15 protein-coding genes and 1 pseudogene are annotated in these 19,924 nt (G+C 51.1%); 8 read left to right on the top strand and 8 right to left on the bottom strand.

Going from position 1 to position 19,924, the window contains the following annotated elements:
- The first annotated feature begins 241 nt into the window (after positions 1–241).
- Positions 242–1,645: a D-serine/D-alanine/glycine transporter gene (gene cycA / locus FEK46_RS12960; protein WP_135560193.1), complete on the top strand. Its 1,404-nt coding sequence runs from the start codon at positions 242–244 to the stop codon at positions 1,643–1,645.
- 41 nt (positions 1,646–1,686) lie between these two features.
- Here cycA and FEK46_RS23925 read toward each other — a convergent pair.
- Positions 1,687–1,785: pseudogene (locus FEK46_RS23925) on the bottom strand (hypothetical protein); the annotation flags it as partial.
- Positions 1,786–1,911: 126 nt separating this feature from the next.
- Between FEK46_RS23925 and FEK46_RS12965 the strand changes: the two are divergent.
- Both FEK46_RS12965 and FEK46_RS12970 read left to right on the top strand, forming a co-directional pair.
- Positions 1,912–3,069 carry a hypothetical protein gene (locus FEK46_RS12965; RefSeq protein ID WP_135560231.1) on the top strand — a complete coding sequence of 386 codons (1,158 nt, stop codon included), beginning with the start codon at positions 1,912–1,914 and terminating at the stop codon, positions 3,067–3,069.
- A gap of 32 nt (positions 3,070–3,101) precedes the next feature.
- Positions 3,102–4,595, top strand: coding sequence for a hypothetical protein (locus FEK46_RS12970; protein WP_135560192.1), 1,494 nt, complete (start codon positions 3,102–3,104; stop codon positions 4,593–4,595).
- 52 nt (positions 4,596–4,647) lie between these two features.
- On the opposite strand, the gene ytfE is transcribed toward FEK46_RS12970, so the two are convergent.
- The 3 genes from ytfE to qorB all read right to left on the bottom strand — a co-directional run bounded on the left by ytfE (position 4,648) and on the right by qorB (position 7,351).
- Positions 4,648–5,310: an iron-sulfur cluster repair protein YtfE gene (gene ytfE / locus FEK46_RS12975; RefSeq protein ID WP_000331451.1), complete on the bottom strand. Its 663-nt coding sequence runs from the start codon at positions 5,308–5,310 to the stop codon at positions 4,648–4,650.
- A 107-nt stretch (positions 5,311–5,417) separates the two neighbouring features.
- Complete coding sequence (locus tag FEK46_RS12980) at positions 5,418–6,383, bottom strand: DMT family transporter (RefSeq protein WP_024211586.1); 966 nt, start codon at positions 6,381–6,383, stop codon at positions 5,418–5,420.
- 107 nt (positions 6,384–6,490) lie between these two features.
- Positions 6,491–7,351, bottom strand: a complete 861-nt coding sequence (gene qorB, locus FEK46_RS12985) for an NAD(P)H:quinone oxidoreductase (protein WP_135560191.1) — start codon at positions 7,349–7,351, stop codon at positions 6,491–6,493.
- Positions 7,352–7,439: 88 nt separating this feature from the next.
- On the opposite strand from qorB, the gene FEK46_RS12990 reads away from it, so the two are divergent.
- Entirely contained in the window at positions 7,440–7,820 is a 381-nt protein-coding gene (locus FEK46_RS12990; protein ID WP_000084622.1) for a helix-turn-helix domain-containing protein, read from the top strand.
- Positions 7,821–8,032: 212 nt separating this feature from the next.
- Here the strand turns inward: FEK46_RS12990 and cpdB are convergent, their stop codons facing one another.
- Complete coding sequence (cpdB, locus tag FEK46_RS12995; RefSeq protein WP_135560190.1) at positions 8,033–9,976, bottom strand: 2',3'-cyclic-nucleotide 2'-phosphodiesterase; 1,944 nt, start codon at positions 9,974–9,976, stop codon at positions 8,033–8,035.
- 171 nt (positions 9,977–10,147) lie between these two features.
- Between cpdB and cysQ the strand changes: the two genes are divergently transcribed.
- Entirely contained in the window at positions 10,148–10,888 is a 741-nt protein-coding gene (cysQ, locus tag FEK46_RS13000) for a 3'(2'),5'-bisphosphate nucleotidase CysQ (protein WP_130206045.1), read from the top strand.
- On the opposite strand, the gene FEK46_RS13005 is transcribed toward cysQ, so the two are convergent.
- Entirely contained in the window at positions 10,878–11,435 is a 558-nt protein-coding gene (locus FEK46_RS13005; RefSeq protein ID WP_064525852.1) for a YtfJ family protein, read from the bottom strand. The genes cysQ and FEK46_RS13005 overlap by 11 nt on opposite strands.
- 324 nt (positions 11,436–11,759) lie before the next feature.
- Between FEK46_RS13005 and FEK46_RS13010 the strand changes: the two genes are divergently transcribed.
- The gene (locus tag FEK46_RS13010; RefSeq protein WP_000689228.1) at positions 11,760–11,966 is read left to right on the top strand and encodes a DUF1107 domain-containing protein; all 207 of its coding nucleotides are present in this window, start codon (positions 11,760–11,762) and stop codon (positions 11,964–11,966) included.
- Between the two features lie 60 nt (positions 11,967–12,026).
- On the opposite strand, the gene FEK46_RS13015 is transcribed toward FEK46_RS13010, so the two are convergent.
- Complete coding sequence (locus tag FEK46_RS13015; protein ID WP_130206047.1) at positions 12,027–13,382, bottom strand: hemolysin family protein; 1,356 nt, start codon at positions 13,380–13,382, stop codon at positions 12,027–12,029.
- Between the two features lie 187 nt (positions 13,383–13,569).
- Positions 13,570–14,208, bottom strand: coding sequence for a peptide-methionine (S)-S-oxide reductase MsrA (gene msrA / locus FEK46_RS13020; protein ID WP_131161328.1), 639 nt, complete (start codon positions 14,206–14,208; stop codon positions 13,570–13,572).
- Positions 14,209–14,413: 205 nt separating this feature from the next.
- On the opposite strand from msrA, the gene tamA reads away from it, so the two are divergent.
- Positions 14,414–16,147, top strand: a complete 1,734-nt coding sequence (gene tamA / locus FEK46_RS13025; protein WP_130206051.1) for an autotransporter assembly complex protein TamA — start codon at positions 14,414–14,416, stop codon at positions 16,145–16,147.
- Positions 16,144–19,923 carry an autotransporter assembly complex protein TamB gene (gene tamB / locus FEK46_RS13030; protein WP_135560189.1) on the top strand — a complete coding sequence of 1,260 codons (3,780 nt, stop codon included), beginning with the start codon at positions 16,144–16,146 and terminating at the stop codon, positions 19,921–19,923. Before tamA ends, tamB begins: the two co-directional genes overlap by 4 nt.
- Position 19,924: the final 1 nt, after the last annotated feature.

The raw sequence follows: 19,924 nt of genomic DNA on the forward strand, positions 1-19,924 counted from the left end.
GTTTGCCAATAGGCGATATTTTGTGTTGCAAACACTCCGTAAGCGTGTATTTTTGTGAGCTGTTTCGCGTTATCACCGTGATATGACACTCACTTTAAACATAAAATTAACATTAGATCTAAATCTTAGTATTCATCCCACGTATTGTTTCCTAATATCGATGAGTCCCGATACAGATTCGTCGTATCATAGACTGACTAAAGGCCGCAGAGCCTGAACAACACAGACAGGAAGAAAAAACATGGTAGATCAGGTAAAAGTCGTTGCCGATGATCAGGCTCCGGCTGAACAGTCGCTACGGCGCAATCTCACAAACCGGCATATTCAGCTTATTGCCATTGGCGGCGCCATTGGTACGGGGTTGTTTATGGGATCCGGTAAAACAATCAGTCTTGCCGGGCCGTCGATCATTTTCGTTTATATGATCATCGGTTTTATGCTCTTTTTCGTGATGCGGGCAATGGGGGAATTGCTGCTTTCGAATCTGGAATACAAATCTTTTAGTGACTTCGCTTCCGATTTATTAGGGCCGTGGGCAGGATATTTCACTGGCTGGACTTATTGGTTCTGCTGGGTGGTTACCGGTATGGCGGACGTGGTTGCCATCACGGCTTATGCGCAGTTCTGGTTTCCGGGGCTATCTGACTGGGTCGCCTCGTTGGCGGTGATAGTGCTGTTGCTGACCCTGAACCTCGCCACCGTGAAAATGTTCGGTGAGATGGAGTTCTGGTTTGCGATGATCAAAATCGTCGCCATCGTGTCGTTGATTATCGTCGGCCTGGTCATGGTGATGATGCACTTCAAGTCTCCGACCGGTGTGGAAGCGTCATTTGCGCATTTGTGGAATGACGGCGGCTGGTTCCCGAAAGGCTTAAGCGGCTTCTTTGCCGGATTCCAGATAGCGGTTTTCGCTTTCGTGGGGATTGAGCTGGTAGGTACTACTGCTGCGGAAACCAAAGATCCAGAGAAATCACTGCCGCGCGCAATTAACTCTATTCCGATCCGCATCATTATGTTCTACGTCTTCGCGCTGATTGTGATTATGTCCGTGACGCCGTGGAGTTCGGTAGTCCCGGATAAAAGCCCGTTCGTTGAACTGTTTGTGTTGGTGGGGTTGCCTGCTGCTGCCAGCGTAATCAACTTTGTGGTGCTGACGTCTGCGGCTTCTTCCGCTAACAGCGGCGTATTCTCTACTAGTCGCATGCTGTTTGGTCTGGCGCAGGAAGGTGTGGCGCCGAAAGCGTTCGCTAAACTCTCTAAACGCGCCGTACCAGCGAAAGGGCTGACCTTCTCTTGTATCTGTCTGCTCGGCGGCGTGGTGATGTTGTACGTGAATCCAAGCGTGATTGGCGCGTTCACGATGATCACGACGGTTTCCGCGATTCTGTTTATGTTTGTCTGGACGATTATCCTTTGCTCATACCTTGTGTATCGCAAACAGCGTCCGCACCTGCATGAGAAGTCAATCTACAAGATGCCGCTCGGCAAGCTGATGTGCTGGGTATGTATGGCGTTCTTTGTGTTCGTCATCGTGCTGCTGACGCTGGAAGATGACACCCGCCAGGCGCTGCTGGTTACCCCACTGTGGTTTATCGCGCTGGGGCTGGGCTGGCTGTTTATTGGTAAAAAACGCATGGCGAAGTAATGCCGCTAAGGCACCTGCGGGTGTCTTTCAGGCTGCAAAATTGCCTGATGCGCTACGCTTATCAGGCCTACAGAACCTCTGCAATATATTGAATTTGCGTGCTTTTGTAGGCCGGATAAGGCGTTTACGCCGCATCCGGCATGAACAAAGCACACTTTGTCAGCAATCTCCTTTGTCTTTATACATTCCTAAAAATACTTCCTGTCATCGACAGCTCTCAGGCGCGGGCTTACCGTGGATCTTTGCCACTCATTGCAGAGTTCACTATGGCTAAGCACAGTTGGTTATTAATCGCCGCATTACCTCTCTCCATTTCACCTTCCTGGGGCGCAGATTTTTATTATCGCCAGCAGGAGAAAAGCACGGTTTATGTTGCCGAACAGAAGGGGGAAAAAGATGAGATCCTCTCCGAACTGCCGGACGTTAATTATTCCCGGCTCTGGCGCATTGCCAATTTAGCCAATAAACAAGAAACCCGCTTACTGTCCGATTTTAATCCCGATAAGTTCGACTGCGATGATCGGAATAATTGCCAGCATACCTGGCTCACCGATGGACGCTCTGTTCTTTGGGCAGGCAAAGTCTTGAAAAATCCATCCGGTGAACCTAATGTCGATGCCGCCAGTTTTCAGGCATTCGGCGCTTTCGCTGCCGATAAACGCAGCGTCTATTTTGACGGTCAGCGTACCGATGATAATAGCGGCGATAAGCAGGTGGATATGTCAACGCTGGAAGAGACGGACATCTGGAATTTACTGCGTGATAAAAATAGTCTTTGGCATAAGGGGCGCTGGTTGGGAGGCACTGACGGGTTTCAAATCGTGCGGCATGATTCATCCCTGCAATTTGTTGTGCTGACAAATTCGCAGGTGATTGTTAATGGCAAGCCGCTGCCCGCCGATCGCAAAACCTTTCAGATTAAACGTTGGATGCCTGGCGAACGGTTGGTTTATCGCGATAAAAGCGGTGAGCATGACTATGAGCTGGAGGATACCAGCTATCGCTGTGCACCTTTTAATATTGGTCTGAATAACGTGTCCTGGCTCAAACATAAAGCCACTCCAGCGGGCAGTGAGTGTATTTATGAAACGCTGGCGGGAGTTGATCCGGAATATTTTTATCTATTTGTTCGGAATACCGGTTTATATAAGAACCAAATTTATAAAGTCACAACCAACGCCCTGGGCGAAGGGGAGTTGATTAATCTCAAGCCAGAGGATCTCTCCGACTCACTTGAAGCAGGTGGTAGTTGGGGATTAACTAACACGTTTATATCAACAGACGGGCAGCTTTACACTCAACAAGCGACTGGAATTGGGAAAGAGCACGCCCAACAAGGTGAATGGCTGCGTTATAACTTAGGTAAGGGAGGTTGGTCATCGGTGAAGCAACCCCCGAGCGGTCTTAAACCCTTATTTAAATAACCTCTTCACGCTAACAGCTTCAGGATGACGCTATGTTGCCAATTAAACCCTTTTGTCTCGCACTGGCTTTATTTTCAACCTCCTCACTAGCCTGCTCCGGTGTGCCTACTGCTGTGTTTTATTACCAGCCGTGGGGGCAAGGCACAAAATATATCGTTGAAGATAGCGACGGTTACGGACTCTATTTCCCGGATATTCATATACCACAGGTGAAGTTCAAACAACTGCGCCGTGTATCTGACGGCACTGATGATGAATATGATTCTCCTGATGATATCAATAATGATTTTGTGCGGGTGGATGGTGGCGCTTATATCAGAACCAACGGTGGTTGGCGTTTCGACTGGTTGACTGATGGCCGCCATATTTTATGGGCAGGGAAAATAGTTCAGAACCCGTCGGGAACACCGAAAGTCGATGCCGCAACATTCCGCGCATGGGGGCGTTTTGCTGCCGATAAAGACAGCCTCTATTTTGATGGCGAACGCACGGATGATAATCACGGCGAAAAGCAGGTCGATATGGATTCGCTGCAACAGGTGGGAGGGAGGATGAATTCAATTGATTCCGCGGATGTGCTGAAAGATCGTCGCAATCTTTACTTTCAGGGGCGCTGGTTAGGTAGTGCGCAAGGGTATTCTATTCTTGACATTAAACCCTGGACACGTCGTCCCATTATTTATTCACCTAATAGCTGCGAAAGCAAAAGTAATCCGGGACCCTGGGATACAATCTGGCGGACTAAATCGCAGGTCTTTGTGAATGGAGATGCTATCAACGCCGATCCGGATACCTTTCATATTGTGCGCTGGATAGCCGGTTCACTGCTGATTTATCGCGATAAAGACGGGGAGAAACGTTATTCATTCGGTAAAAATTGCCGGAGTACGTTTGACCTGCAGCGGGATAAAGTAACATGGTTGACGCGTGATGCTTCCCGGCGTGCCAATGACTGCCGGGTTGCGACTATTCCTGATGTTGATCCGGAATATTTTCGCCCGCTGACGGAGAATGTGGCGCAATATAAAGATTCGCTCTATCTGGTGAAATATATATCTGCGGTCGAAAAAACGCTGTCGGTCATACATTTACCAGGCCCACAACAAGAATTACAGGAAGGTGCTAATGTTGTAGGGAACAAAGTTTATTTCATTGCGAGCGATGGTGTGACTATTTTTGATATCAATGGGCAATGGCAGTGGTATAAAAGCTCCGATGGCACACCATTAAATTATTTAGCACATGACGATCGCTATACGTATTTTATTAATGGAGACACGGTTGAGCATTTTGAACTGAAAGGCCAATGGACCTGGTTTAAAGACGCTAATGGTCAATTATCAGATACCTTTGCTCATGATGACCATTATATTTATTACGTAGGCGATGGGCTGGTTCGTGATGCGAAGCGGCGTAATGAGACTCGACAACTCAATGCGGCGCATCTTGATAAAAATGGCAGTCTGCTTACCGTTGAAGGCAGGTACACCAGTTACAACAATGAATTACTTCCATTGAATGACTGAGTCACTTAATAATCAACGATCCTGCTCATGTCAGGATCGTTGATCGAACAAATCACTCACCCGCCAGCGCGCGCGGGAACAGTACATTGTTTTCCAGACTGATGTGCTCCATCAGGTCATCAATCAGTTCATTAATGCCGTTATACATCGCTTTCCAGGTGGTGCAGGCTTCTGGCGGCGGTGTGACATTATTGGTGGTGTGTTTAATCACTTCCAGCAGTTCGCCCGCTTCATCGTGCTCGCTTTCCATTACGCTGATTGGCCCCATTGCCTGGCTGCCCATGCCTTGTTTGATCATCGGGAAGAGGATCTGCTCTTCTTTCATCATGTGGCTGGAAAGCTCTTCATGCAGCATAGTCAGATATTTTGTCAGCCCTTTTGGAACGCTCGGTTTGTCGGCGTGAACGCGCTCTACTTTGGTAGCTTGCAGGATCAGCTCCGGCAGTTGCTCGCGGTGACGATCGTGGTAGCGCACGATGATATGATCGATGATTTCCGCCAGCGGCGCGCTACGCCAGTCTTTCTCAATCGGTTGTTCAGCAAGCTTTGCCAGCTCGGCCTCAATGACGTCAACATCCAGCTCTTTACGTGCCGCAGCACGAGCCAGCGTCTGCTTACCGCCACAGCAGTAATCCATATCATATTTACGAAACAGAGCCGAAGCGCGAGGAATAGAGAGCGCCAGTTCACCTAAAGGTTGGTCGCGATAAGCCATAGCTGATACCTCATTCTTAATAATATAAGATGCATTTTAAATGCATCTTTAAGGCAAAAGCTATAACCCTTACGTAGCAGAGGCTTATTTAACTTACTGCCAGCATGTCAACTTTCTGAGACAGATTCAGTTAAAGGCTTTTCCGGTTTTGCTCTGACCGCAATAACCACGCCAACCACTAACAGCGCGATACCGCTCAACGTCATCAGCGGTGGCATTTGCTGGCGGAGTAAAAAGGTGTACAGCAAACCTGCCAGCGTTTCGAAAACAATCAGCGGCCCGAGAATCACTGTCGGTAATCGCTGGCTGGCGACGTTCCAGCAGAGTGCACCGACCCATGAGCAAAGTACGGCAATGGCAATCATCAGACTAATAAACACCAGCGGACGGGGGCCAAAGGGTAGGGAGAAGTCCGGCGTTTGGGTATTCAGCCAGTAACAAGCGACGAGATAGCCGATGAGAGAAACCGGCAGCGTGACCAGCGCCTGCGCCGTCGCCCACATCATTGGATGTTTGTCGGGATTTTCCCGCAGCCAGCGGGCGTTGCGCAGGGCATACCACGCCCAGCAGACCACGGAAACTAACGCCAGCACGATGCCAGAGGTATAACGTGCCCAGTCAAAATCGGGGAGTCCGTGGTTTAACTCAGCAATATTCACACACGCCAGGCCGATGCCAATACAAACCAGCGCCGGGGCGAGTTTTCCCCACGCGAGTTTGCCGTCGCGCTGGCTATAAAGCAGATTGGCGAAGACAGGAATAACTACCGGCAGAGTTCCGATAATCATCGTGGAAACAGGCGCGCCGGTACGTTGAATGGCACTGGCGAGACAGAAGTAATAGATGAGGTTGCCCATCATGGTGAGCATTAGTGCGGTAAGCCAGTCGCGACGCGCCAACTGACGCAGACGCACGCGTCCCAGCCAGGCAATGGGCAGCGCAATTAACCCTAACGCCAGATAACGCCCCATCGACTGCAACATCGCCGGGTATTCTGGCACGATCAACGGCCCGACAAAAATAAGCCCCCACATCAACCCTGCTAACAGGGCGTACAGCACGCCGCTAATCATTACTGGCATCCATTGGTCTGTCAGAAGAAAGTTCAGGAAGCAGACGTGATTGCTCCCGGCATCCCGTCATTATCAGAGAGGATGCGGGAGGATGCCACTTTAATTAACTAGTTATTAACATTAAAAAGATGGCTTACGCTTTCGGCTAGCGTTGTCGTTGGGCGGCCAATTAATTTGCTAAGCGTTTTGCTGTCATCAAACAGACCGCCTTTCGATGCGCCAACGTCAGAATCCGCCAGCATATCCGCCAGTCCGCCAGGCAGTCCGACGCTTTTCAGTGCCGCGGCGAAATCGGCTTCGCTCAGGTTTTGATAGGTAACCTGTTTGCCGCTCTGTTTGGTCAGCTCTGCCGCTAACTGTGTCAACGTCCAGGCACTATCGCCTGCCAGTTCATAAATTTTGCCTTCGTGGCCTGTTTCGCTCATTACGCGCGCCGCAGCCGCCGCATAATCTGCACGCGTCGCCGAGGCAATTTTGCCCTCGCCCGCCGCGCCAATAAATACGCCATGCTCCAGTGCTGCCGGGGCGCTGGCGAGGTAGTTTTCGGTGTACCAGCCGTTACGCAGCAGGGTATAAGCGATGCCAGAATCAGCCAGCATTTTCTCCGTCTCGATGTGCTCATCGGCGAGGCCGAGCGGTGAGGTATCTGCATGTAGCAGGCTGGTATAAGCGATAAATTTCACGCCAGTCGCCTTTGCGGCATTAATAACATTACGATGCTGCGGGGCACGTTGACCCACTTCGCTGGAAGAGATCAGCAGCAGTTTTTTCACTCCCTGAAGTGCAGATGTCAGTGCGGCTTCATCGCCGTAGTCAGCCTGGCGCACGGTAATGCCTTGTGCTGTCAGAGCCTGTGCTTTTGCCGGATTACGAACGATAGCCACTATTTGGCTGGCAGAAACCGATTTCATCAAGGATTCAATAATATAGTGACCAAGTTGGCCAGTTGCGCCAGTAATAGCGATCATGGGAAGTCTCCATCTGTTTGTCTTGTGTTTAAATACGCTAACACCTAAACTTACTTTTAGTAAGTACGTACAAAAAGGTAAGTATGAGATGAGTCAGGTTAGCCTGTCGCAACAACTGAAAGAGGGAAATCTCTTTGCTGAACAGTGCCCTTCGCGCGAGGTGTTGAAACACGTCACCAGCCGTTGGGGGGTATTGATTCTGGTGGCGCTACGCGAAGGTACTCATCGCTTTAGCGACCTGCGGCGCAAAATCGGCGGGGTGAGTGAAAAGATGCTTGCGCAGTCGTTACAGGCGTTAGAGCAGGATGGTTTTCTTAACCGTATCGCGTATCCGGTGGTGCCGCCGCATGTGGAATATAGCCTCACGCCGCTGGGCGAGCAGGTGAGCGAAAAGGTTGCTGCACTGGCGGACTGGATTGAGTTGAATTTGCCCGAGGTGTTGGCGGTGCGGGATGAACGTGCGGCATAACAGCCGGATGCGCTGCGCTTCTACGGCCTACGGTTCATAGCTTGTAGGGCGGATAAGATGCGCCAGCATCGCATCCGCCAGGAAGAGCCGGATGAGCTGCGCTTATCCGGTCTACGGTTCATGGCTTGTAGGGCGGATAAGATGCGCCAGCATCGCATCCGACAATAAATGCCGGATGCGGTTGATGATTTGTAGGCCGAAAATGAAGTGTTTTACTTACTCAAATCCACCTGATAAATCGCAAAGCCGATATCATCGGTCGCGACTTTATTCATCGGATACTGCCCTTTCTCTTTAATAAATGCTGCGGCTTTATCTGACGGGGATGTTTCGAAACGGATATCCAGTTTCTTATCGCCAGCAATCGGCGCTAGACGCCAGTTGTTATCTGCCGCCGGGTGGATTTCTCCCGCACGTTTAGACTCTTCAGCAATCCACGCTGCCAGTACCGAACGGTTCTCATCCGGTGAAGTAAAGGCAATATGGCTATCACCTGTTCCGGCAAATTTGCCGCCGTAAGCGCGATAGTTATTGGTGGCAACGAGGAACATGGCGTTCGGATCAATGGGTTTACCGTTAAAGGTCAGGTTCTTAATCCGCTCTGCATTGGCATTAACCACCTGACATTCGCCGTCATAGCGGGCGGGCTGGGTAACATCAATCTGATAATTCACGCCATCAATCACATCAAAGTTATAGGTACGGAAACCATCCCAGTTGATGAGTGACTGTGGTTGAGTGCTGTTGGGGCCTATCTGATTAAACTGCCCGGCGGAGCACTCCAGCCACTCTTTCACCTCTTTACCGCTGGCTTTCACCACGATAAGCGTATTGGGATAGAGATAGAGATCGGCGGCATTACGGAAGGTCAACTGGCCTTTTTCCACTTCGACATAACTGGCAGGGTCGTTCTTACGCCCACCGACTTTAAACGGCGCGGCAGCAGAGAGCACCGGCAGTTTTGCCAGGTCCGGATCGCCCTGAATGTAATGTTCGACATACGCTTTTTGCGCGTTGTTCACTACCTGCACGGTCGGATCATCCTGCACCAGCGCCAGATAGCTATACATGTTGTCGGCAGATTTACCGATCGGTTTGCTGACAAACTGGCGTGTGGCGTCGTGATCGGCTTTGAGCGTATCGACCAGTTTACTGTCTTCCGCCGCGAGGGATTTTTTATTGGCGATATCGTAGATTGGGCGAGCCTTCGCTTTCGCCTGCGTCACCTGCCATTTCCCGCTGTCATTATTGAGTTGCAGATCGACCACGCCCAGATGATCGCCCCACATGCCAGGCATTACCGCCGGAACGCCGTTCAGCGTACCTTTGGCAATATCCGCGCCTTTAATATCGGCAAAATCTTTACTCGGGAAGACGGCGTGAGCATGGCCAAACATAATGGCGTCAACGCCCGGAATTTCACTGAGATAATAAACTGAGTTTTCCGCCATCACTTTACACGGATCGGCAGACAAACCAGAATGCGCCAGGACGACAACAACATCGGCCCCTTTCTCGCGCATTTCTGGTACGAACTTGCGCACCGTTTCAGTAATATCGTTAACGGTGACTTTGCCGGATAAATTGGCTTTATCCCAGCTCATAATCTGCGGTGGCACGACGCCAATGTAGCCAATTTTCAGCGTCTGTTTTTTCCCGTCTTTATCGACCACTTCGGTGTCTTTAATTAAATACGGCGTAAACATCGGCTGTTTGGTCTTAGCGTCAATGACGTTGGCGTTTATATAAGGGAATTTCGCCCCTGCCAGCGCATTTTTCAGGTAATCCAGACCGTAGTTAAATTCATGATTGCCGAGTGTGCCGACCGTATAATCCAGCGTATTCAGCGCCTTATAAACCGGATGAACATCACCTGCTTTTAATCCTTTCGCCGACATGTAATCTGCCAGCGGACTCCCCTGAATCAAATCGCCGTTATCGACCAGCACGCTGTTTTTCACTTCATTACGCGCGCCATTAATCAGACTCGCAGTACGAACCAGTCCGAATTTTTCTGTGGCGGAGTCTTTGTAATAATCGAAATCCATCATATTGCTATGCAAATCAGAGGTTTCCATTATGCGGAGATCGACTGTTGCCGCATTCACACTGGCGGCAATCAGCGTAGCAAGGAGCGTTGCACTAAACTTAACCATCTGGGCATCCTTTTATGAATGAGTAGATGAAACGTCTTTCATACAGAGCGTTGAAGGATGCCATAAATAATAAATCAGGAAACGATGACGCCATCACAGTTGGCGGATTCTTTAACGATAGGGTATAAGTAAAACAACGAGTTAACACCACTGAAACAAAAGAGGTGGAGAATGTTAGAACAAGTATGTCAACTCGCACGGATTGCGGGCGATGCCATTATGCAGGTCTACGACGGGACGAAACCGATGGACGTCGTCAGCAAAGCGGATAACTCACCGGTGACAGCGGCGGACATTGCCGCGCATACCGTAATCATGGACGGTTTACGTACGCTGACGCCGGATATTCCGGTTCTGTCTGAAGAAGATCCTCCCGGCTGGGAAGTCCGTCAGCACTGGCAGCGTTACTGGCTGGTGGACCCGCTGGATGGCACTAAAGAGTTTATTAAACGTAACGGCGAATTCACCGTTAATATTGCGCTCATCGACCACGGAAAACCGATTTTAGGTGTGGTGTATGCGCCAGTAATGAACGTAATGTACAGTGCGGCAGAAGGCAAAGCCTGGAAAGAAGAGTGCGGCGTGCGCAAGCAGATTCAGGTACGCGATGCGCGGCCGCCGCTGGTGGTCATTAGCCGATCCCATGCGGATGCAGAGCTGAAAGAGTATCTGCAACAGCTTGGCGAACATCAGACGACGTCCATTGGCTCTTCGCTGAAATTCTGTCTGGTGGCGGAAGGGCAGGCGCAGCTCTACCCACGTTTCGGACCAACCAATATTTGGGACACTGCCGCCGGCCACGCTGTTGCTGCTGCAGCCGGAGCGCACGTACACGATTGGCAGGGTAAACCGCTGGATTATACCCCGCGTGAATCGTTCCTGAACCCAGGATTCAGAGTTTCTATTTATTGAGCAACTTATGCAGCAGGTCCATCACTTGCTGCACCTCTTCCTGGGTGAGCGCTCCGTCCTTCGCCCATTGCACACGGCCGTCTTTATCGAGCACGGCAATGGCAGAACTCTCTTCATCCAACTGCCAGGCGCCGCGCGCGACGCCGTTGCTATCGACAATAAACTGCGACCACGGATAAAGCTTTTTATTACTTTCCAGACTGCTGCGCACAAACATGCCGGAACCCGGAATTGCGTCATCTGTGTTGACAATGGTGGTGGTCTGGTAGCGATCGTGCGGCAACTTCGCCGATTTAATCGCTTCTATCAGCGTCGCGTTTTTCTCTTTGGCTGACGTACGACCAGCTATATGTTGTAGCACTCGCACTTTTCCCGCTAACTGCGCGCTGTTCCAGGTTTTGTAGCTAAACTGATCTTTATCAAGCACCAACTCGCCACGATCGGTAATGCCAATCGGCGGTACTCGCTGGCCGGTTTCGAACTGATGTGCGGAGGCCATCATCGGCAGCAGCAGGCAGGTGAGGGCCAGAATCTTGCGTAGAGTCATGGTGTTTCCTTCTTATGATATGCAGGTGATCCGACCACTTGGGTCTGACTTTTAATCATATGTGCTATTTATCGAAAATCCCGCAAGTGTGATGCCAGTTTGCGGACAAGCGCACAAATCATATGAAAAATGAATGCTTATACTAAAGATTCTGATTAGGCGAAAAGATAATTCTGAATAATTGTAACGTTACGGTAAAAAAAATCATACAGGCTGGAAACATTACCGCAGTAGTCTATAGTCATTAGGCATTAAAATTTGCGCCTCATAATAGTTGGACCGATTGTGGTACCGCAAAGGCGTAATACTCAGCAGGAGACAACAATGAAAATTTTCCAACGGTACAACCCACTGCAAGTGGCGAAGTACGTGAAGATCCTGTTTCGTGGACGGTTATACATCAAGGATGTTGGCGCTTTTGAATTTGATAAGGGTAAAATTCTTATCCCAAAAGTGAAGGATAAACTGCATTTATCAGTGATGTCCGAAGTAAACCGTCAGGTTATGCGTCTGCAAACAGAGATGGCTTAACCAAAGAGCTATGCAGTAATAAGACGGCTCCTGATTCAGGAGCCGTTGATGTTTCTGAGGTTATGCGACGTTTTCTTCTTTATCTTTGTCTTTATCTTTAGCGTCAGTCAGTTTTGGCGAAAGGACGGTGGCTTTGCTGTCGATCCGCGTTACCAGCAGCTGGTCGATGCGGTAGTTATCGATATCCACCACTTCAAATTTGTAGCCGGCGAATTTCACCGAATCAGTGCGTTTGGGGATCTTACGCAGCATAAACATCATAAAGCCGCCAATGGTTTCGTAATTGCCTGACTGCGGGAACTCGTCAATATCCAGTACACGCATCACGTCATCAATCGGTGTTCCACCATCGATTAGCCATGAGTTCTCATCACGCGCCACAATCTGCTCTTCCAGACCCTGACCAACCAGATCGCCCATCAGTGTGGTCATCACGTCGTTGAGGGTGATTATCCCCACAACCAGCGCGTATTCATTCATGATTACTGCAAAGTCTTCGCCCGCAGTTTTAAAACTTTCCAGCGCCTCAGAAAGGGTCAGCGTGTCTGGCACGATCAGCGTGTTGCGAATTTGTACGCCACTGTTCAGCGCCAGGCTTTGATTGGCCAGCACGCGGTTAAGCAGATCTTTCGAATCCACATAGCCGATGATGTGGTCGATATCTTCAGTACAGACGAGGAATTTTGAGTGCGGATGTTCCGCCACTTTATTCTTCAGACTTTGCTCGTCTTCGTGGAGATCGAACCAGATGACGTTCTCACGCGGAGTCATAGACGACGGGACAGTACGGGATTCAAGCTCGAACACGTTTTCAATCAGTTCATGCTCTTGTTTACGTAATACCCCCGCCAGCGCCCCCGCTTCTACTACCGCGTAAATATCATCGGAAGTGATGTCATCCTTGCGCACCATCGGCAGTTTAAAGATACGGAAGATCATGTTCGCCAGGCCGTTGAAGAACCACACCAGCGGGGTGCAGACGTACAGGCAGAAGCGCATCGGGTTGATGATACGCAAAGCCACAGCTTCTGGCGCAATCATACCGATGCGTTTCGGGGTTAAATCCGCAAACAGGATAAACATGCCAGTCACTAACGAGAAAGAGAGAATAAAGCTCAGTTGCTCAGAGAGCTCTGCCGACATATAGCGGGAGAACAGGCTGTTAAAAGCCGGGGAGAACGCTGCATCACCGACGATACCGCCGAGAATCGCCACTGCGTTCAGACCGATTTGTACCACGGTAAAGAACATGCCGGGATTTTCCTGCATATTCATAACGCGTTGGGCATTTATATTGCCTTCATCAGCCAGCAGTTTAAGTTTGATTTTGCGTGAGGCGGCAAGCGAGATCTCGGACATCGAGAAGAACGCACTTACGGCGATCAAGCAGAGTATGACTAAAATACTGTTTAACATATCTTATCTAACCGTTCAGGTCAGATCCTCGGAAGGGGAAGTTGATTAATTTGTGTGAAATACACATTGAAAGCCGATTCGAAGAGAGTGAACCGGCATTTTCAGAGGCTAGTATAGCGTAAGGTACTGTAAAGTCGCCAGAGGGTTAAATTTTTGTCTCATTTCACTTTGGGGCCACCTTTTAATACTACACTTCAGGCGGCAGACAAACGCCTATTCCACCAATTCCGCAATAGCCATAAGGGTTTTTATGTAGATACTGTTGGTGGTCATCTTCGGCATAATAGAACGGTGTGGCGTTAGCAATCTCGGTGGTTATCTGGCGATTGTCATCGGCGGTGAGCATTGCGGCCTGAAAACGTTCCAGACTGGCGCGGGCGGCGGCATCCTGTTCTGGTGTCAGCGGGTAAATCGCGGAACGGTACTGCGTGCCGTGATCATTACCTTGACGCATCCCTTGTGCAGGATCGTGGTTTTCCCAGAAAACCTGCAACAGTTGTTCATAGCTGATTACCGACGGATCGTAAACCACTCGCACCGCTTCGGCGTGGCCGGTCTCACCGGAACACACTTCCCGATAAGTCGGGTTTGGCGTGTAACCGCCAGTGTAGCCTGCGGCAGTACTGTAAACACCGGGAAGTTGCCAGAAAAGGCGTTCAACGCCCCAGAAACAGCCCATCGCAAAAATGGCGATCTCCATTCCGTCAGGCACATTTGTCATTGAGTGACCGTTGACCGCATGCAGCGTAGCTACGGGCATCGGGGTATTCCGTCCAGGAAGGGCATCGGTGGGGGAAACCAGATGCTTTTTATCAAATAAACTCATGGTGTCGTTCTCCCGAAAGTCGGTCATAGGGGTTTAGGTTGTAACAAGGGACGTATTTGCACACAATAACCCCCGTGAATGGGTCTAAAGTAAAACATAAGTAATATTTTGGGTTTAGTCTGCTTTTTAATCCATATTGCTGGATTATTGTTAAGCCGTTTAACGGAGTTCCAGGGGCAGGAATAAAGGATATTCAGGAGAAAATGTGCGCTATATCCGACAGTTATGCTGTGTAAGCTTACTCTGCTTTAGTGGTTCTGCCATCGCCGCGAATGTCCGTCTACAGGTGGAAGGGTTATCGGGACAGCTGGAAAAAAACGTTCGTGCACAGCTTTCTACGATTCAAAGTGATGAAGTGACGCCAGACCGGCGCTTTCGCGCACGTGTTGATGATGCCATTCGGGAAGGTCTAAAAGCACTGGGCTATTACCAGCCAACAATTGAATTTGATCTCCAGCCACCGCCAAAGAAAGGACGGCAGGTGCTGGTTGCTAAAGTTACACCGGGTGTACCCGTGTTGATTGGCGGCACCGATGTAGTCTTGCGCGGCGGTGCGCGAACCGATAAAGACTATTTGAAGTTGCTGGATACTCGCCCGGCTATAGGTACGGTGCTAAACCAGGGCGATTATGAAAATTTCAAAAAGTCCTTAACCAGTATTGCGCTGCGTAAAGGCTATTTCGATAGCGAATTTACCAAAGCTCAGTTAGGCATAGCGCTTGGCCTGCATAAAGCTTACTGGGATATTGATTACAACAGTGGCGAACGTTACCGCTTTGGGCATGTCACTTTTGAAGGTTCGCAAATTCGCGACGAGTACCTGCAAAACCTGGTACCGTTCAAAGAAGGCGATGAATACGAGTCAAAAGATCTGGCGGAACTGAACCGTCGCCTTTCCGCGACTGGCTGGTTTAATTCGGTGGTAGTGGCACCGCAATTTGATAAAGCGCGCGAAACGAAAGTATTACCATTGACGGGCGTGGTTTCGCCGCGAACAGAAAACACCATCGAAACTGGGGTCGGTTACTCTACGGACGTGGGACCGCGCGTGAAAGCGACGTGGAAAAAGCCGTGGATGAACTCATACGGTCACAGTCTGACTACCAGTACCAGTATTTCCGCGCCGGAACAGACCCTCGACTTCAGCTATAAAATGCCGCTGCTGAAGAATCCACTGGAACAATATTATTTGGTGCAGGGCGGTTTTAAGCGTACTGACCTGAATGACACCGAATCCGATTCCACTACGCTGGTGGCTTCTCGCTACTGGGATCTCTCCAGCGGCTGGCAGCGCGCCATTAACCTACGCTGGAGTCTCGACCACTTTACTCAGGGTGAAATTACTAACACCACAATGCTGTTTTATCCAGGGGTGATGATTAGCCGGACGCGATCACGCGGCGGCCTGATGCCGACCTGGGGCGACTCGCAACGCTACTCTATCGACTATTCCAACACAGCCTGGGGATCGGATGTCGATTTCTCCGTTTTCCAGGCACAGAACGTCTGGATCCGCACACTGTACGATCGCCATCGCTTTGTTACGCGCGGCACGTTGGGCTGGATTGAAACCGGTGACTTCGACAAAGTACCGCCGGATCTGCGTTTCTTCGCCGGGGGCGACCGCAGTATTCGCGGCTATAAATACAAATCTATTGCGCCGAAATATGACAATGGTGACCTGAAAGGGGCATCAAAGCTAATTACCGGATCACTGGAGTACCAGTACAACGTGACCGGAAAATGGTGGGGCGCGGTGTTTGTCGATAGCGGTGAAGCGGTGAGTGATATCCGCCGCAGCGACTTCAAAACCGGCACCGGGGTTGGCGTTCGCTGGGAATCGCCGGTCGGGCCGATCAAGCTCGATTTCGCCGTACCGGTCGCGGATAAAGACGAGCACGGGTTACAGTTTTACATCGGTCTGGGGCCAGAATTATGAGTTTATGGAAAAAAATCAGCCTCGGCGCGGTTATCGTCATCTTACTACTGCTGGGCTCGGTGGCATTTCTGGTTGGCACCACTAGCGGCCTGCATCTGGTATTTAAAGCGGCGGACCGCTGGGTGCCTGGGCTGGACATCGGCAAGGTCACTGGCGGCTGGCGCGACCTTACCCTGTCTGACGTTCGTTATGAGCAGCCAGGCGTGGCGGTAAAAGCGGGCAATCTGCACCTGGCCGTTGGGCTGGATTGTCTGTGGAACAGCAGCGTTTGTGTTAACGATCTGGCGCTGAAAGATATTCAGGTCAACATCGACAGCAAAAAAATGCCTCCTTCTGAGCAGGTTGAAGAAGAGGAAGATAGCGGGCCGCTGGATCTCTCCACGCCGTATCCCATCACCCTGACGCGCGTGGCGCTGGATAACGTCAACATCAAGATTGATGACACTACGGTGTCGGTGATGGACTTCACCTCCGGCCTGAACTGGCAGGAGAAAACCCTGACCCTGAAACCGACGTCGCTGAAAGGCTTGCTGATTGCCTTGCCGAAAGTGGCGGACGTGGCGCAGGAAGAAGTGGTCGAACCGAAAATTGAAAATCCGCAGCCGGAGGAAAAGCCGCTCGGCGAAACGCTGAAAGATCTCTTTTCTCGCCCGGTATTGCCGGAAATGACCGACGTGCATTTGCCGCTTAACCTGAACATTGAAGAGTTTAAAGGCGAGCAACTGCGCGTGACAGGCGACACGGATATCACCGTGAGCACCATGCTGCTGAAAGTGAGCAGCATTGACGGCAATACCAAACTGGACGCGCTGGATATTGACTCTAACCAGGGGATTGTCAATGCCAGCGGTACGGCACAATTGTCCAACAACTGGCCAGTAGATATCACCCTCAACAGCACTTTGAATGTGGAGCCGTTGAAAGGTGAAAAGGTGAAGCTAAAAGTGGGCGGCGCGCTGCGCGAACAGCTGGAGATAGGCGTTAACCTTTCCGGCCCGGTGGATATGGATTTGCGCGCCCAGACGCGGCTGGCGGAAGCTGGATTACCGCTCAACGTGGAAGTGAACAGCAAACAACTTTACTGGCCGTTCACTGGTGAGAAGCAATATCAGGCGGATGACCTGAAACTGAAACTCACCGGCAAAATGACCGATTACACGCTGTCTATGCGTACGGCGGTGAAAGGGCAGGAGATCCCGCCAGCGACCATTACCCTTGATGCGAAAGGGAATGAACAGCAGGTCAATCTCGACAAACTCACCGTTGCGGCGCTGGAAGGAAAAACCGAGCTGAAGGCGCTGCTCGACTGGCAGCAGGCCATTAGTTGGCGCGGCGAATTGACGTTCAACGGCATTAATACGGCGAAAGAGTTCCCGGACTGGCCATCGAAACTCAATGGTTTGATCAAAACGCGCGGTAGCCTGTACGGCGGCACCTGGCAGATGGACGTGCCGGAGTTGAAGCTGACCGGCAACGTCAAACATAACAAAGTGAACGTTGAGGGAACGCTGAAAGGCAACAGTTATATGCAGTGGATGATCCCAGGTCTGCATCTGGAACTGGGGCCAAACAGTGCCGAAGTGAAAGGCGAGCTGGGGGTGAAAGATCTCAATCTTGACGCCACCATCAACGCGCCTGGTCTGGATAACGCGCTGCCAGGACTTGGCGGTACAGCGAAAGGGCTGGTGAAAGTTCGCGGTACGGTGGAAGCGCCGCAGTTGCTGGCGGATATCACCGCGCGCGGCTTGCGCTGGCAGGAACTTTCTGTGTCGCAGGTTCGCGTGGAAGGCGACATCAAATCCACCGATCAGATTGCGGGTAAACTCGACGTGCGCGTTGAGCAAATCTCGCAGCCGGATGTGAATATCAACCTTGTTACTCTGAATGCGAAAGGCAGCGAAAAGCAGCACGAGTTACAACTGAGGATTCAGGGCGAGCCGGTTTCCGGGCAGCTTAATCTGGCAGGTAGCTTTGATCGCAAAGAAGAACGCTGGAAGGGAACACTTAGCAATACGCGCTTCCAGACGCCGGTCGGACCGTGGTCGCTGACGCGTGATATCGCGCTGGACTATCGCAATCAGGAGCAAAAAATCAGCATTGGGCCACACTGCTGGCTTAACCCGAATGCGGAACTGTGCGTGCCGCAAACTATTGATGCCGGGGCTGAAGGGCGTGCGGTTGTGAATCTCAACCGCTTCGACCTGGCAATGCTGAAACCGTTTATGCCGGAAACTACTCAGGCAAGCGGTATCTTCACGGGTAAAGCGGACGTTGCCTGGGACACCACCAAAGAGGGGCTGCCACAGGGCAGTATCACTCTTTCGGGGCGTAACGTGCAGGTGACGCAAACCGTCAACGATGCGGCGCTACCGGTGGCGTTTCAGACGCTGAACCTATCGGCAGAGCTGCGGAATAATCGCGCTGAGCTGGGCTGGACCATCCGTCTGACCAATAACGGCCAGTTTGATGGTCAGGTGCAGGTGACCGATCCACAAGGCCGCCGGAATCTTGGTGGCAACGTCAACATCCGCAATTTTAACCTCGCAATGGTGAACCCCATCTTTACGCGTGGTGAAAAAGCCGCGGGGATGGTGAGTGCTAACCTATGTCTGGGCGGTGATGTGCAAAGCCCGCAGCTGTTTGGTCAGCTACAGGTCACAGGCGTGGATATCGACGGCAACTTTATGCCATTTGATATGCAGCCGAGCCAGCTTGCGGTCAATTTTAACGGTATGCGCTCGACGCTTGCGGGGACCGTGAGGACTCAGCAGGGTGACATCTACCTGAACGGTGATGCTGACTGGAGCCAGATTGAAAACTGGCGGGCGCGGGTAACGGCGAAAGGCAGTAAGGTACGGATCACCGTACCACCGATGGTGCGGATGGATGTGTCGCCTGACATCGTATTCGAAGCGACACCAAGCCTGTTTACCCTTGATGGTCGCGTGGATGTACCGTGGGCGCGCATTGTGGTGCACGATCTGCCGGAAAGTGCGGTGGGTGTCTCAAGCGATGTGGTGATGCTCAACGATAACCTGCAACCGGAGGAGACGAAAACCGCGTCAATTCCGATCAACAGCAACCTGATTGTCCACGTCGGCAATAACGTGCGCATTGATGCCTTTGGCCTGAAGGCGCGACTGACGGGCGATCTCAACGTCGTACAGGACAAACAAGGTCTGGGCCTGAACGGGCAAATTAACATCCCTGAAGGGCGCTTCCATGCATATGGCCAGGATCTGATTGTGCGCAAAGGCGAGCTGCTGTTCTCTGGTCCACCGGATCAACCGTATCTCAATATCGAAGCCATTCGTAACCCGGATGCTACAGAAGATGACGTAATCGCTGGTGTTCGTGTCACCGGGCTGGCGGATGAGCCGAAAGCGGAGATCTTCTCTGACCCGGCGATGTCACAACAGGCTGCATTGTCTTACTTATTGCGTGGACAAGGGCTGGAGAGCGATCAGAGCGACAGCGCGGCGATGACTTCGATGCTGATTGGTCTGGGGGTTGCGCAAAGTGGTCAGATTGTGGGTAAAATCGGCGAGACATTTGGTGTAAGTAATTTAGCGCTCGACACCGAGGGGGTAGGTGATTCTTCCCAGGTAGTGGTCAGCGGCTATGTATTACCAGGCTTACAAGTGAAATACGGCGTGGGGATATTTGACTCTATAGCAACACTCACGTTACGTTATCGCCTGATGCCGAAGCTATATCTGGAAGCCGTGTCTGGTGTAGATCAGGCACTGGATTTGCTCTATCAGTTCGAGTTTTAGC

This window comes from Escherichia sp. E4736, assembly GCF_005781225.1.
GTDB lineage: Bacteria > Pseudomonadota > Gammaproteobacteria > Enterobacterales > Enterobacteriaceae > Escherichia.